14 protein-coding genes are annotated in these 14,336 nt (G+C 69.8%); 7 read left to right on the plus strand and 7 right to left on the minus strand.

The window, feature by feature from the left end; genetic code table 11:
- Window positions 1–26 precede the first annotated feature (26 nt).
- The 5 genes from QMF98_RS15565 to QMF98_RS15585 all read right to left on the minus strand — a co-directional run bounded on the left by QMF98_RS15565 (window position 27) and on the right by QMF98_RS15585 (window position 5,780).
- Entirely contained in the window at window positions 27–1,346 is a 1,320-nt protein-coding gene (locus QMF98_RS15565) for a glycoside hydrolase family 32 protein (RefSeq protein ID WP_337973833.1), read from the minus strand.
- Window position 1,347: 1 nt separating this feature from the next.
- Window positions 1,348–2,262 (minus strand): carbohydrate ABC transporter permease, encoded by a 915-nt coding sequence (locus QMF98_RS15570; RefSeq protein ID WP_337973834.1) that lies wholly within the window; start codon window positions 2,260–2,262, stop codon window positions 1,348–1,350.
- A 2-nt stretch (window positions 2,263–2,264) separates the two neighbouring features.
- On the minus strand, window positions 2,265–3,101 hold the full coding sequence (locus tag QMF98_RS15575; protein ID WP_337973835.1) for a carbohydrate ABC transporter permease: 837 nt from the start codon (window positions 3,099–3,101) through the stop codon (window positions 2,265–2,267).
- 165 nt (window positions 3,102–3,266) lie between these two features.
- The gene (locus QMF98_RS15580) at window positions 3,267–4,526 is read right to left on the minus strand and encodes a sugar ABC transporter substrate-binding protein (protein WP_337973836.1); all 1,260 of its coding nucleotides are present in this window, start codon (window positions 4,524–4,526) and stop codon (window positions 3,267–3,269) included.
- 129 nt (window positions 4,527–4,655) lie between these two features.
- Window positions 4,656–5,780, minus strand: coding sequence for a LacI family DNA-binding transcriptional regulator (locus QMF98_RS15585; RefSeq protein ID WP_337973837.1), 1,125 nt, complete (start codon window positions 5,778–5,780; stop codon window positions 4,656–4,658).
- Window positions 5,781–6,079: 299 nt separating this feature from the next.
- Between QMF98_RS15585 and istA the strand changes: the two genes are divergently transcribed.
- Window positions 6,080–7,306 (plus strand): IS21 family transposase, encoded by a 1,227-nt coding sequence (gene istA / locus QMF98_RS15590; protein WP_337973838.1) that lies wholly within the window; start codon window positions 6,080–6,082, stop codon window positions 7,304–7,306.
- A complete protein-coding gene (istB, locus tag QMF98_RS15595; RefSeq protein ID WP_337973839.1) occupies window positions 7,306–8,091 on the plus strand; it encodes an IS21-like element helper ATPase IstB in 786 nt (261 codons plus the stop codon). The genes istA and istB overlap by 1 nt, the downstream gene beginning before the upstream one ends.
- 232 nt (window positions 8,092–8,323) lie before the next feature.
- Here istB and QMF98_RS15600 read toward each other — a convergent pair whose 3' ends face one another.
- The gene (locus QMF98_RS15600; protein ID WP_337973840.1) at window positions 8,324–8,725 is read right to left on the minus strand and encodes a (R)-mandelonitrile lyase; all 402 of its coding nucleotides are present in this window, start codon (window positions 8,723–8,725) and stop codon (window positions 8,324–8,326) included.
- On the minus strand, window positions 8,725–9,633 hold the full coding sequence (locus QMF98_RS15605; RefSeq protein WP_337973841.1) for a helix-turn-helix transcriptional regulator: 909 nt from the start codon (window positions 9,631–9,633) through the stop codon (window positions 8,725–8,727). The genes QMF98_RS15600 and QMF98_RS15605 overlap by 1 nt, the downstream gene beginning before the upstream one ends.
- Before the next feature lie 101 nt (window positions 9,634–9,734).
- Between QMF98_RS15605 and QMF98_RS15610 the strand changes: the two genes are divergently transcribed.
- The 5 genes from QMF98_RS15610 (at window position 9,735) to QMF98_RS15630 (ending at window position 13,993) form a co-directional block, all read left to right on the plus strand.
- Window positions 9,735–11,138, plus strand: a complete 1,404-nt coding sequence (locus QMF98_RS15610; protein WP_337973842.1) for an MFS transporter — start codon at window positions 9,735–9,737, stop codon at window positions 11,136–11,138.
- Window positions 11,139–11,190: 52 nt separating this feature from the next.
- Window positions 11,191–12,081 (plus strand): aldo/keto reductase, encoded by an 891-nt coding sequence (locus tag QMF98_RS15615; RefSeq protein WP_490715672.1) that lies wholly within the window; start codon window positions 11,191–11,193, stop codon window positions 12,079–12,081.
- 65 nt (window positions 12,082–12,146) lie between these two features.
- Entirely contained in the window at window positions 12,147–13,196 is a 1,050-nt protein-coding gene (locus tag QMF98_RS15620) for a zinc-binding dehydrogenase (protein ID WP_337973844.1), read from the plus strand.
- A 34-nt stretch (window positions 13,197–13,230) separates the two neighbouring features.
- Window positions 13,231–13,590, plus strand: a complete 360-nt coding sequence (locus QMF98_RS15625) for a carboxymuconolactone decarboxylase family protein (RefSeq protein WP_337973845.1) — start codon at window positions 13,231–13,233, stop codon at window positions 13,588–13,590.
- A gap of 37 nt (window positions 13,591–13,627) precedes the next feature.
- Window positions 13,628–13,993, plus strand: a complete 366-nt coding sequence (locus QMF98_RS15630; RefSeq protein WP_337973846.1) for a DUF2255 family protein — start codon at window positions 13,628–13,630, stop codon at window positions 13,991–13,993.
- Window positions 13,994–14,336 lie beyond the last annotated feature (343 nt).

Here is a 14,336-nt window from a genome sequence, read left to right on the forward strand (position 1 = left end):
GGTTTGCGGGCGTCAGCCGTACGGGGCTAGCGGCGCCGACTGACTTCCCGCACCTCGACGCGAGACAGCGGCGAGGTGGCCAGCAGGCGTTCGCAGAAGGTGATGGTCCCGTCGGCCGCGAAGACCTCGACGACGGATCCGTCGACGATGATCGTGACGTCGATCTCCTCGCTCGCGGGAAGGGGAGCAGTCGCCGCCACGGCGGTTGCCGCCGGAGGCATCTCTCCGCAACCGCTCCGGTCGAGGCTCAGCGTTCCCGCGTCACCATCGACCGTCAGAACGACAGTCTGCTGATCGCGGTCGTCGAGAAGCCTGACGGACGCTGACGTGCCGTGCCCGCACGGCAGCCGCAGGTGTGTCACGGCCGGGCCGCCGCCCTCGTGTCCGCCCAGGACCGGCCGTTGCCTCAGTCGGCGAACTCCGTCCGTCCCTGTGACGACGTCGAGCTGGCGTACGAGTGACATGGCTCCACGCCACGGCGCGGAGGGCAGGTCGCGGGCGTACTGCCATGAGTCCGCCCACGCGATCGTCAGCGCCCGGCCGTCCGGAACTCCTCCCCATGCGACGGCGGCGTAGTAGTCGTGGCCGTAGTCCAGCCAACGGGGCGACTCATCGCCGTCGGGCACGAACGTGTAGCCGTCGAAGTCCCCCAGGACGTACTGGCTCGCGGATCCACCGGTGGGGCCGCCGGGGTTGACCGACAGCAGGAGGACCCACGCACGGTCGCCGTCCGCGGTCGGGACCGTGAGCAGAGCCGGGCACTCCCACAGCGCCTCGGTGGTCCAGGCGGGCCCCACTGTCGACGAGAAGGCCCACGAGCGCAGGTCACGGGAGGTGTAGAGGGACAGCCGGTGGTCGACGGACTCGGCGACGACCATCACCCAGTGGTCCTCGTGCCAGAAGACGTAGGGATCACGAAAGTCCGACGCGCCGACGTCGAGCACGGGGTTGCCCTCGTAGCGCCGCCAGGTGAGCCCCTCGTCGTTGCTGACGGCGAGGGATTGGGCCTGCACGCCAGCACGCGGAGACGGAGAGCGGTAGGCGCTGGTGTAGACGGCCACCATGGCGCCGGCCCCGAAGCCGGCGGTGTCGTCGGTGTCGACGACTGCGCTGCCGGAGAACACCATCTCGTCCGGAAGGGCCGGGATGGCGGTGCCGAGGTCGGTCCAGTGCACGAGGTCCGTGGAGGTCGCGTGACCCCACGACATCTCGCCCCACTCGGGACCGAACGGGTTGGACTGGAAGAACAGGTGGTAGGTGCCGTCGTGGAAGACGAGCCCGTTGGGGTCGTTGAGCCAGCGGTCGGCGGTGGTGAAGTGCCAGGACGGTCGCAGAACGGTGCTCACATCAACCCTTCACACCGGAGGACGCGATCGACCCGATGAACGCCTTCTGGAAGGCGAGGAACAGTGCCAGCACGGGAAGGGTGATCATCGACGCGTACGCCATGACCTGGCCCCACGACACGTTGAGCTGGAAGAAGTACTGGATGCCGATCATCACCGGCCGCAGCTCCTCGGACTGCACCACCATCAGCGGCCACAGGTAGGAGTTCCAAGCCGGCAGGAAGGTCAGGATCGCAACCGTGGCGATCGCAGGCCCGGACAGCGGCATGACGACGTTGCGGTAGATCCGGAACCACCCGGCCCCGTCCATCCGGGCCGCCTCGTCCAGCTCCTTCGGGATCGACGTGAAGTACTGGTAGAAGAGGTAGACCGAGAACGCGTTGGCCACGAACGGGATGATCTGCACCTGGTAGGTGTCCAGCCAGCCGGTCGTCAGCTGCAGGTGGAAGCCGTTCATCGTCAGCCACGGCAGCTTGTTCACCCACCACACCAGAGGCAGGGCAAGAGTCTCGAACGGCAGGATCAACGTCGCGATGATCCCGGTGAGCACGAGCTGCTTGCCTCGCCACTGCAGCCGCGCAAGGGCGAAGGCAGCCAGGGAGTTGACGAGCAGACCCAGCACGACCGTGAGCACGGAGATGCCGATCGAGTTCATCAGGAACCGGGCGAACGGCACTCTGGCGAACACGGCGCTGTAGTTGGCGAACGAGACGTGGCCCAGCGGCACGAACGCCCGCCACGAGCGCAGGTCGGCGAAGATCTGCAGGTCCGGCTTGAGTGAGGACACGAAGAGGAACAGCAGCGGCCCAGCGAAGAGCAGGGCGAGCAGGATTCGTCCTGTCTGGACGAGCCAGCCGGCGCGCCGGCGGTGCGCGGAACGGCCCGCGCGAGGCGGGTTCTCGACGACGGTGCTCATGGTCAGTCCTTCTCGCGAGTGAGGAACCGCTGCACGCCCGAGACGATCAGGACGAGCACGAAGAAGACGAGGGAGATCGCGGAGGCGTAGCCGGTGGCCAGCTGCTGGTACCCGGTGCGCACCGCCATGTAGACGACGGTCGTCGTCGAGTCCAACGGGCCGCCCTGCGTCATCACGCTGATCTGCGTGAACAGCGACAGCGCTGCGATGGTGATGGTGATGAGGATGAACGTGCGGGTGGCGAGCAGGCTCGGCCAGGTGATGTACCGGAACCGCTTCCAGCCGACTGCACCGTCCAGGTCCCCGGCTTCGTAAAGCTCAGCAGGGATGGTCTGAAGGCCGGAAAGCCAGATGATCATGTGGAAGCCGACGGCCTGCCAGATCGACATGACGATGATGGCCGGCATGGCGGTGCGCGGGTCGTTGAGCCAGTCGATCGGTGCATAGCTGGGATGCACGGCGCTGATCAGCGCGTTGAGCAGACCGTCCTTCTGGTACAGGAACCGCCACAGCAGCGAGACCACGACCATGGAGGTCACGACCGGCACGAAGTAGACGGTCCGGAAGAAGTTCGTCCCTCGCACCTTCGCGTTGACGAGCAGTGCCAGCACGAGTGCCAGACCGGCCTGGATCGGGACCACCACGACGGCGAAGTAGAAGGTGTTGCGGAGCGAGGCCCAGAAGACCGGGTCGGAGAACAGGTTGGCGAAGTTGTGCAGCCCGACGAATGTCGCCGGTCGTGGCGAGATGAGGCGGGCGTTGGTGAACGCGAGCACGAAGGCGAGCATCACCGGCACGACGATGAACAGGATGAGCAGCGCTACAGCAGGCCCGGCCATCCACAGGGCGGTCAGTCCTTCGTGGCGTCGCGCCGCGTGCGTTGCTGCTGGGACATCCCGCCGCCCGCGGAAGGCTCGTGCCCGAGCTGGGGAGATGACGGTCATGACAGACCTCCGGATGGGTCGCGCGGGCCGGCCGTCGGGCGGCCGGCCCGCGCGGGGACGTCAGAAGGCGTAGTCGCCGTTCTGCTTGATGTCGTTGTCGATGTCCGAGACGACCTTGTCGAGGATCGTCTTGGGGTCACCGCCGGAGAGGATGTCCTGCGTGGCCTTCTGGTACACCGAGGTGATGAACGGGTAGGCGGGCGTCACCGGGCGGACCACCGCGTACTTCTGGGCGAACGTGCGGAAGATCTCCGAAGCGCCGCCGGCCGCGTACTCCGGCATCGTGGCGGCCGCTGCGTCCGTGGCGGGGATGGTGCCCGTCGCCTTGGCCAACGCCGCGACGTACTTCGTCTGGTGGCTGAACTTCAGGTATGCCTGGGCGCCAGCGGTGTTGTCGCACTGGGCAGTGATCGCCCACTGCCAGGACCCGCCGCCGACCTTCGGCCCCTGGCCCAGGTCCACCGGCGGGATGACCAAGGCGTCGTCGCCGAACGCCTTCGTCACGGTCGCGTCGGCCCAGCTGCCCGAGTACAGGATCGCGGACTTGCCGTTCGCGAAGTCCGCCGTCGGGTCCGCGCCGGACTTGGCCGACATGTAGCCGTCCTTGACCAGGCCCTGCATCCAACCGGCCCAGTCGATCGCCTGGGCGCCGTTGAGCACGCCGTCAGCCTTCTTGTACGTGCTCCGGTCGATCAGATCGCCCCCCGCGGACTGCAGGAAGGGCGAGTAGGCGTAGGTGATCCACTCCCCCGTACCGCCGGTGCCCAGGTCGAGCGCGTAGGGGTACTTCCCGGTCGCCTTGAGCTTGGCCAGGACGTCCGCGAACTCGCTCTTGGTCCACGGCTGGGCGACCGTGGGCACCCGCGCCCCGACCGACTGCAGGATCGACTTGCGGGTGTAGAAGGCCAGAGCCACGTCGTAGTGGCCGAACGAGTAGACCTTGTCGTTCACCTTGCCCACCGTGCTGGCGAGCTGGCCGCTCCACTCGCTGTCAGGAAGGCCCAGCGGCTTGATGTAGCCCGCCCACGCCCAGTTGGGCACGTTGGGCGAGTCGATGTCCACGATGCACGGCAGCTTCTTCGCCGAGGCCGCCGCGACGACGGCGTCGTTGTACGACGCCTGCGGGAACGACTGGAGCTTGACCGTGTACTGCGACTGGCTCGAGTTGAAGTCGTCGACGATCTTCTGGTCGGCGGCGAGCTCGGCGTCGTTGCCGCCGTTGTGGGTCCACAGGCTGATCGTTCCGCCACCCGCGCCGCTGCTCTGCGGCGAGGACGACGAGCCTGACGAGCAGGCGGCAAGCGTGGCGACAACCGTCACGGCTAGGCTTGCTGCCGCGAGGCGTCGAACGGTGTGACGTGACACTGAAGGCCCTCCGAAATCACTGGATGTCGCTCATCTGGTGGTGTTCGACGCCGGAAGGCGTCGGCAGGATCGCCGCTCCGGCCGCTACCGGGGCGGCGATCCGACCGAGGCTCGGTGCACGACCTCGCCTCGGAGCTCTGCATGGCGCACCGGCGACGGCTGACCCGTCGCGCGCGCCGCGATCTCCACGTACAGCTGCTCAGCCGCCCACGCACCCATCTCGAGATGGGGCAGAGCGACGGTCGTCAACGCGGGGTCTACCGCCGCTGAGAGGATCGCCAGGTCGTCAAAGCCCACGACCGACAGGTCATCCGGGATGCGCAGGCCGAGCCTGCGTGCGCTGTTGTACGCCCCCATCGCCATCAGGTCGTTGAAGCAGAACAGGCCCGTCGGCCGGTCCGGGCGGTCGAGCAACCGCATGGCGGCCTCGGCCGCATGCCCTGCCGTGGGTGAGACGTACACCACGGTGACGTCCTCGGCAGGGATGCCAGCCGCGGCTGCGCGGGCAAGGAACCCGGCGGGGCGACCAGACGCGGCGGGGATGGGATCCGCATTGCCGATCATCGCCAGCCGTCGGTGTCCAGCGTCGATCAAAACCTGGGCCGCGTCCTCGCCACCCGCGTACTCGTCCGGGGAGACCCACGACCGATCGTCGGTGGTGCGGGCGTTGAGGACGACGACGGGTGCTCCGTGCAACGAGGCCGGCACGGTGACGACCCGGTGGTACATCGCGGCGTAGAGCACTCCGTCGATGTCGCGGCTGAGGAGCTCGCGGATCTCGCGGTTCTCCAGCTCCGCGTCGTAGCTGGTGTTGGTCACGAGCAGCACTCCGTCGTGCTGCCGCACGACCTCCTGTGCACCCAATATCAGCTTGCCGGCGAAGGGAGTGGTGGCGATCTCGTCGCCGACGAACCCCACGGAGTCGGAGCGCCGCGTGCGCAACGCCCGCGCCACGGCGTTGGCCGAGTAGCCCAGTTCGGCAGCAGCCGCATGCACACGAGCGCGGGTCTTCTCGGACGTACGGGTCCCCGGCGTGTTGTTCAGCACGTGCGAGACAGTCGTCGGCGACACGCCAGCACGGATCGCCACGTCACGGATGCTCGCCCGCTCGCTCATCATCGCCTCTCGCCCCGTTGCGGTTGCGACCCCGGTAAATCGGTTTGGCAGGTCGGTGACAAAACGATGTACCAACACGGGCGCACGTGTCAAGCCCGCAGGTGCAGCCGCCTCGATGGGGCTACCGAGTGGGCCTCAGGCGCTCGCCGTGCAGGGACGCCAGGTCTGCCCGCGGTGACTGACCGCCGAGGTCGTGCCAGCGGCGCGCCCTCGGGTCTGAACGGCGGAGGGTTCAGGACGGCCGCATCGCATGGCACCTGCTGGCGCCTCGTCCCGGTAACGGTCGGCCCACTTCTTGCCAGCCGCAGGCGAGCGCGAGTGTCGGCGACGCCTGAAGACTGATCAGGGATCGTCGGCTGAAATCTGACCAGGCTGCCGTGATCCTGCGGAGGGTGATCGGTGTGGAGGACTGGGCTGAGGTCCGTCGGCTGCGTCGGGTCGAGGGGATGGCGCTCTCGGCGATCGCGCGCGAGCTCGGCATCGCGAGGAACACGGTCAAGAAGGCGTTGGCCAGTGATCGGCCGCCGAAGTACGAGCGAGCTGCGAAGGGGTCGTTGGTCGACCAGGTCGAACCGGTCATCCGCGGGTTGTTGGCTTCGTGCCCGACGATGCCGGCCACGGTGATCGCGCAGCGGATCGGCTGGGCGCACTCGTTGACGATCTTGAAGGACCGAGTTCGGGTGCTGCGCCCGTACTATCTGCCGTCGGATCCGGCGACCCGGACCAGCTACGAGGCCGGGGCGCGGGTGCAGTGCGACTTGTGGTTCCCGCCGGTCGACGTGCCGCTGGGTGCCGGGCAGGTCGGGTCCCCGCCGGTGCTGGTGATGGTCGCGGGCTACTCGCGGATGATGTTCGCCACGATGCTGCCCTCCCGGCAGGCGCCGGACCTGATCGCCGGTCACTGGTTGCTGCTGTCGGGCATGGGTGTGGTCCCGCGCGAGCTGGTCTGGGACAACGAGGCCGCGGTCGGGTCCTGGCGCGCGGGCAAGCCGAAGCTCACCGAGGACTTCGAGGCGTTCCGCGGGGTCCTGGGCATCGGGGTGCACCAGTGCCGGCCGCGGGACCCGGAGGCCAAGGGGCTGGTCGAACGCGCGAACGGCTACCTGGAGTCGTCGTTCCTGCCGGGGCGCACGTTCACCGATCCGGGCGACTTCAACGCCCAGCTCAGCGAGTGGTTGCCTCTTGCGAACCGTCGCTCGCATCGGGCGTTGGGCTGCAAGCCCGTCGAGCGGTGGGCCGCGGACCGCGACGCGATGCTCGCCCTGCCGCCGGTCGCTCCGCAGCTGGGCTGGCGGGCGCGGGTCCGGTTGCCGCGCGATCACTACGTGCGCCTGGGCTCCAACGACTACTCGGTCGACCCGGTCGCGGTCGGCAGGTTCGTCGACGTGGTCGCCGACCTCGAGCGAGTCACCGTCAGCCTGGGAGCCAAGACCGTCGCGTCCCACGAGCGGTGCTGGGCGCGCTGGCAGACGATCACCGACCCCGCCCACCGGGCCGCAGCGCTGGCGATGGCGTCGGCTGCGGCGCACCGGCCGACGATCCCAGACCCGGCCGATGAGGTCGAGCAACGCGACCTGGGCGCCTATGACGCCGCGTTCGGTCTGACGGACGTGGCCTGATGACCACCAAGACCCCGACCAGGGACGTGACCAGCGAGCTCGCGTTCCTGACCCGAGCGCTGAAGGCCCCGACCCTGCGGGACGCAGTCGACCGGCTCGCCGAGCGGGCCCGCGCCGAGTCCTGGACCCACGAAGAGTTCCTGGCCGCCTGCCTGCAACGCGAGGTCGCCGCCCGCGAGGCCCACGGCGGGGAAGGACGCATCCGCGCCGCGAGGTTTCCGGCCCGCAAGTCCCTGGAGGACTTCGACTTCGACCACGCCCGCGGCCTGGCCCGCGACCAGATCGCCCACCTGGGCACCCTGGACTTCGTCACGGCCCGGGAGAACGTGGTGTTCCTCGGCCCGCCCGGCACCGGCAAGACCCACCTGGCCACCGGCCTGGCCGTCCGGGCCTGCCAGGCCGGCCACCGCGTCCAGTTCGCCACCGCCTCCGAATGGGTCGACCGGCTCGCCACCGCTCACCACGACGGGCGCCTGCAAGACGAGCTACGCCGGCTGGGTCGCTACCCCCTGATCGTGATCGACGAGGTCGGCTACATCCCCTTCGAGCCCGAGGCCGCGAACCTGTTCTTCCAACTCGTCTCAGCCCGCTACGAACGGGCCTCCCTGATCGTCACCTCCAACAAGCCGTTCGGCCGCTGGGGCGAGGTCTTCGGCGACGACACCGTCGCCGCAGCGATGATCGACCGCCTCGTCCACCACGCCGACGTCATCGCCCTCAAAGGCGACTCCTACCGCCTCAAGAACCGCGACCTCGGCCGCCCACCCGCGGCCACCACGGACTGAACGACAACCAGGCAGGGTGGTCAAGATTCAGCCGACGACCCCTGGTCAGGATTCAGCCGTCGTTGACAGCGAGGAGTCAACGCGGCGTTGGCGTGGCTGGCGTGAGACATGAAGGCCTCTTGTGGCCGGAGCGGTTCTTCGACAGCTCCACTCCACTACGGGAGGCCTTCCCTCATCTACACATCAGACCGCGGTATCGCACGATCTCGACCAACCTGCCTGGACATCACAGCTAGAGCGCTCGGTACTGCTCCTCCGTGACGTGCTCGAGCCAGACGGTCGACTGAGCGGGATCGTCGGCACCCTCGGACATCGCCAGGTGCTCCATGAAGTCGTCGGCCGTCGCGCCGTGCCAGTGCTCTTCACCCGGCGGGCAGTACACCGTCTGACCCGGCAGCACCCGCACGACGCCCTGGCCACGAGACTGCACGAGCGCGACACCGGACAGCACGTGCAGGGTCTGGCCGCGGGCGTGCCGGTGCCACGCGGTTCGGGCCCCCGGGGCGAACCGCACGAGCCCGACGACCATCCGCTGGTCGCCCTCCTGCGGTGCGGCGAGCAAGTCGAGCCACACGTCCCCGGTGAACTGCGCAGAGGGGTTCTTGATGGTCGGTGCCTTGCCGATCATCCGCATCAGCGTGCCTCCTGACTGGTGGTGATCGGCTCGGTCGTGAGGGTGGTGGCGGCCCAGGAGGCCAGGAGCTTGAGGCCGTCGTCGGACGGCGATCCGGGCACCGCGGAGTACACGTTGAGCTGCAGGCCCGGGTCGGCGGGCAGGACCAGGGCTTCGTAGTCGAGCTCGAGCATCCCGACGGCGGGGTGGTGGAACACCTTGGTTCCCGAGCGGTGGTACCGCACGTCGTGGGAGGCCCAGAGCCGGCGGAAGTCCTCGCTGCGGGTGGACAGCTCGCCGACGAGCTCGGTCAGGCGCTTGTCGTACGGGTTGTGGCCGGCCTCGGCGCGCAGGATCGCGACGGCGTCGTGCGCCATCCGATCGGCCTTGGCGCCCCAGAAGTCACGCGCGGCGGTGGGGTCGAGGAACTGGAAGCGGGCGGTGTTGACCGGCTGGCCGGGGACGTGCGTCGGGGAGTCGTACAGCGGCGCGTACAGCGCGCGGCCGAGCAGGTTCGCGTGCAGGACGTCGAGGCGACCGTTGCGGACGAACGCGGGCGCGTCGAGGGCGTCGACGACGCGCCGGACCGCGGGGCGCAGCACCCGGGCTGGGGCGCGCCGAGCGCGCGAGCGTGCGGCGCCGGAGGCGTTGGCGGCGCGGGCCAGGTCGAGCAGGTGCCCGTGCTCGGCCTCGTCGAGCTGCAGCGCCTCGGCCAGGGACTCCAGGACCTCTTCGGAGACGCCGGCGAGGTTGCCGCGCTCCATGCGGGTGTAGTAGTCGATGCTGACGCCGGCGAGCATCGCGACCTCCTCGCGTCGCAGCCCGGGCACGCGGCGGTTGCCGCCGTAGGCGGCCAGGTTCGCGCGCTCGGGTGTGATGCGGGCGCGCCGAGTGGTGAGGAACTCACGCGTCTCGGCTCTCAGGTCCATGTCTCGACGGTACGTTTCGCCGCTCCCGGCCGGGAGGTACTGGCGTTACCGGGCACGACCGGCACTCCCGAGCACGCCCGGAACGCCGTTGCCTGGTGGTCATGACGACGACCGCACCCCCACGTACCACCGCCCCCGCCCTCGGCACCGCGACCGCGCCGACCCGACGGGGGCCGGGCGGTGTGCTGGCGATCATCCTGGTCGGCTACTTCATGGTGATCCTCGACAACTCGATCGTGATCACCGGCCTGCCGCACATCGCGACCGAGCTGAAGCTGTCGGCCGGGGCGTCGGCCTGGGTCCAGAACGCCTACCTCCTGACGTTCGGGGGCCTGCTGCTGCTCGGCGCCCGCGCCGGGGACATCCTCGGCCGGCGGCGCATGTTCGTCGTCGGGCTCGCCCTGTTCGCCCTCGCGTCCGTCGCCGTCGGCCTCGCCCCGACCGGAGCCAAGCTGATCACGGCACGAGCCGTGCAGGGCGTCGGGTCAGCGATCTTGGCGCCGTCGACCCTCGCGCTGCTCACCGCGTCGTTCCCCGAAGGGCCGCAGCGCACGCGAGCGACGTCGGCATACGGGGCGGTGGCCGGGATCGGCGCCAGCGTCGGCCTCGTTCTCGGCGGGCTGCTGGCAGACCTGTGGTCCTGGCGCGTCGGGTTCCTGGTGAACCTCCCCATCGGGATCGCGATGCTGATCGCCGGCCGGCGGATCCTGCCCGAGACCGCTCGCACCCCGGGCCGGTTCGACCTGCCCGGCGCGCTGCTGGCCACGCTGGGGCCGGCCGCGCTGGTCTACGGGTTGGTTCGCGCCGGCGAGGCCGGCTGGTCGGACCCGGTCACCATGTCCTCGATGACCGCCGGCGCCGTGCTGGTCGTCGCGTTGGTCCTCGTGGAGCGTTCGGCCGCCGAGCCGGTGCTCGTTCTGCGGTTGTTCTCCGACCGCGAGCGGGTCGGCGCTTATGTCGCCCGCGCATTGTTCCTCGGGGCGATGATGGGCTTCTTCATCTTCACGAGCCAGTACCTGCAAGACGCGTGGAACTGGACTCCGCTGGCCGCGGGGCTCGGGTTCCTGCCGATGACGATCGTCAACTTCGCCGTCGCGATGGCGGTGCCGCGCTTGCAGCGCCGGACCTCCGGACCGGTGCTCCTCGTCGTGGGGCTCGCGTTGGCCACCCTCGGCATGGCCGCGCTCGGGCTGGTGGGCGAGCACAGCGTGTACTGGCTGGGCGTGGGCGTACCCATGGCGCTCATCGGCGCCGGGCAGGGCCTGGCGTTCGGGCCGCTGACCAGCTCGGGGATCGCCCGCGTCGACGCAGCTCATGCCGGTGCGGCGTCGGGGGCCGTGAACTCCGTGCACCAGCTCGGCGGCGCCCTCGGCATGAGCCTCGTCCTGGCGATCTCCACCACCTACCCCCAGGCCATGCGCGCCGGCGCGGTGCTCCTCGCCGCAGCCCTGGCCGGCGCCGCTGTGCTGGTGGTTCCTGCCGCCCGGTCCCGGCGAGCGGGGTAACACCAGACCCTCCCCGCCCCGGTCACCGGTACCTAGCGTGAAAGGCATGACGATGATCCCGACCCTCACCCTGAACAACGGCGTGACGATGCCCGCCCTCGGCTACGGGGTGTTCCAGACCCCACCCGACGAGACGGTCGTCGCGGTCCGCACGGCCCTCGAGGTCGGCTACCGACACATCGACACCGCCGCCGCGTACGGCAACGAGCGCGGCGTCGGCCAGGCGCTGGCACAGTCCGGCCTGACCCGCGACGACGTCTTCGTCGAGACGAAGGTCTGGGTGTCCGACTACGGGTACGAGCAGACGCTGCACGCGTTCGACAAGGCGACCGGCAAGCTCGGCCTCGACCAGCTCGATCTGCTGATCCTGCACCAGCCCGCCCCCGACCGGTTCGACCTGACCGTCGGCGCCTACCGCGCACTGGAGAAGCTGCTGGCCGACGGCGGCGTGCGGGCGATCGGTGTCAGCAACTTCATGCCGCACCACCTGGACTCCCTGCTCGAGCAGGTCGAGGTCGTGCCCGCGGTGAACCAGGTCGAGCTGCACCCGTACTTCGCCCAGCCGCAGGTCCAGGCCGCCGATGCCCGCCACGGGGTGCTCACCCAGGCGTGGTCTCCGATCGGCGGGATCACGTTCTACCCCGGCTGGGGCGACGACGACCGGCGCAGCACCCTGGACGACCCCACCATCGCGTCCATCGCAGTCGCCCACGGTCGCACCGCGGCGCAGGTGATGCTGCGCTGGCACCTGCAGCAGGGCCGCTCCGCGATCCCGAAGTCCGTGACCCCGTCGCGGATCGCCGAGAACTTCGCCGTGACCGACTTCGAGCTGACCACCGCGGAGCTCGCCGCGATCGACGCGCTGGACACCGGCGTGCGCGGCGGGCCTGACCCCGACGTGCCGCGCCCGGAGTTCTTCGCCCGCGCCATCCCCGAGGCCTGAGACCACGGGCCAGACCATCCCTGCCCGTCCACCGACGGGTCCTGCATCACCCCTTGGAGCTACTCGTGCTTGCCACTTTCATGTACGGCGCCGGCGACGTGCGCGTCGAGACCGCGCCCGACCCGGTCATCCAGCAGCCCACCGACGCGATCGTGCGCGTCGTGCGCGCCTGCGTCTGCGGGTCCGACCTGCACCCGTACCACTCCAAGCCCGCCGCGGGCACCGGCAACCCGATGGGTCACGAGCTCATCGGTGTCGTCGAGGAGACCGGGACCGCGGTGACCTCGGTCCGCAAGGGCGACTTCGTCGTGGCACCGTTCGCGTTCCAGGACAACACCTGCGCGTTCTGCCGCGACGGCTTCCAGACCTCGTGCGTGCACGGCGGCTGGTACGGCTCGCCGCAGACCGGTGGGCTGCAGGCCGAGCTGGCCCGCATCCCGCTGGCCGACGGCAGCCTCGTCGTGGTCCCGGACACCGACCCCGCCACCGCCGAGCCGGGTCTGCTCAACTCACTGCTGGCGCTCTCCGACGTGTACCTGACCGGGTACCACGCGGCGCACATGGGGCGGGTCGAGCCAGGCAAGACCGTCACCGTGATCGGCGACGGCGCGGTCGGCCTGTCGGCGGTCCTGGCCTCGAAGCGGCTGGGTGCCGAGCGGATCATCCTCATGGGCCGGCACACCGACCGCACCGACCTGGGCCGCACGTGGGGCGCGACCGACGTGGTCGCCGAGCGCGGCAAGGACGGCATCGACCAGGTCATGGACCTGACAAACGGCGAGGGTTCGCACGTGGTGCTCGAGGCCGTCGGGCACATGCCCGCCTACGAGCAGGCCTACGGCATCGTGCGCCCCGGCGGGGTGATCTCCCGCGTCGGGGTCCCGCAGTACGAGGACGCACCCGTCGGGTTCGGCTCGTTGTTCGGCAAGAACGCCACCCTGACCGGCGGCCCGGCGCCGGTGCGCGCCTACCTCGAGGACGGCATCACCCAGGTCCTGTCCGGCCAGATCCAGCCGGGCCTGGTGTTCGACCGCGAGCTGCCCCTGACCCAGGCGCCCGAGGCCTACCGGCTCATGGACTCCCGCGAAGCCCTCAAAGTCGCCCTGCGCCCCTGACCCTCACGACTCCTCCACCCAGCTAGAAGGACCCATGCCTACCCAGGCCGCACGCACCACCCACGACGCGCTGTTCCCCGGGCACGTCCCCACGTTGGACCGCACCGACCCCGAGCTCGTGGAGATCTTCGAGGACTTCGCGTTCGACGAGGTCCTCGCCCAGTCCCGGCTCGAACCGCGACTGCGGCTGATCACCCAGCTGGCCGCGCTCATCGGCGCCGGCGCGCTGAGCGAGTACCGCGTCATGGTCGGCGCCGCCCTGACCGGTGGCGTCACCCCCGTCGAGGTCAAGGAAGTGCTCTACCAGGCGGTGCCGTACGTCGGGATGGGCCGTGCGTACGACTTCGTGCATGCCACGAACGACGTGCTGACCCCGGCCAACCGGCGCCGCTGAACCACCCCCGCAGCCAACAGAGATGAGGAGCCCGACCATGGGCGACTGGGACCAGGCCACCTTGGCCACCATCGACCACGCCGGCGAGATTCACCTCGCCGCCTACCGGCCGGACGGAACACTGCGACCCGCCACCATCGTCTGGCATGTCGTCCTCGACGGCGCCGTCTTCGTCCGTTCCGTGCGCGGAGAGGAGGGAGCGTGGTACCGCGCCGCCCGCCGCACTGGCACCGGCACCGTTCGGGTCGGGTCCGCACACGCCGAGGTCACCTTCACCCCGGACGACACGCACGACACCGCGATCGACCGCGCGTACCACGCCAAGTACGGCAACGGATCACCCGTGCGCGCCATCACCAGCGCCGAAGCAACCGCCACCACGCTTCGTCTCGACCCCCGCTGACCGGGACGCGCCGCCGCGGTGGTCGATGGGGAGACAGGGCCGCGTGCTCGACTGACCCGGCGGGCACCTTCGTTTCCCTGGGGGCGGTCTGCGTTCTGCAGCTGACCACAGGTGCGTCGCGGATCCCTCATCCACTGCGGGCGCGACGCGCGCATCGCCTGGTACGCGGACGGAAACTCCAAGCCGTCCGCGGTTGAACCCGGCTCAGCGTCAAGAGCAAGCCCACAAGCGCACAGCAGGCTGCCGGGCAGCTCAGGGGCGTACGCCACGATCAAGGCCGGCCTCCCGCACCGGCAGATCCGGTTGCTCAGCGACCTGCTGCCGCCCGCTTACACGTGCTGAT

Source organism: Cellulomonas sp. NTE-D12 (assembly GCF_027923705.1).
GTDB lineage: Bacteria > Actinomycetota > Actinomycetes > Actinomycetales > Cellulomonadaceae > Cellulomonas.

Bases quoted from the DNA above. Each gene is read 5' to 3' on its own strand.
- QMF98_RS15570 (WP_337973834.1), bottom strand. From the start codon at position 2,262: ATGAGCACCGTCGTCGAGAACCCGCCTCGCGCGGGCCGTTCCGCGCAC.
- QMF98_RS15575 (WP_337973835.1), bottom strand. From the start codon at position 3,101: ATGGCCGGGCCTGCTGTAGCGCTGCTCATCCTGTTCATCGTCGTGCCG.
- istB (WP_337973839.1), top strand. From the start codon at position 7,306: ATGACCACCAAGACCCCGACCAGGGACGTGACCAGCGAGCTCGCGTTC.
- QMF98_RS15600 (WP_337973840.1), bottom strand. From the start codon at position 8,725: ATGCGGATGATCGGCAAGGCACCGACCATCAAGAACCCCTCTGCGCAG.
- QMF98_RS15605 (WP_337973841.1), bottom strand. From the start codon at position 9,633: ATGGACCTGAGAGCCGAGACGCGTGAGTTCCTCACCACTCGGCGCGCC.
- QMF98_RS15610 (WP_337973842.1), top strand. From the start codon at position 9,735: ATGACGACGACCGCACCCCCACGTACCACCGCCCCCGCCCTCGGCACC.
- QMF98_RS15615 (WP_490715672.1), top strand. From the start codon at position 11,191: ATGATCCCGACCCTCACCCTGAACAACGGCGTGACGATGCCCGCCCTC.
- QMF98_RS15625 (WP_337973845.1), top strand. From the start codon at position 13,231: ATGCCTACCCAGGCCGCACGCACCACCCACGACGCGCTGTTCCCCGGG.
- QMF98_RS15630 (WP_337973846.1), top strand. From the start codon at position 13,628: ATGGGCGACTGGGACCAGGCCACCTTGGCCACCATCGACCACGCCGGC.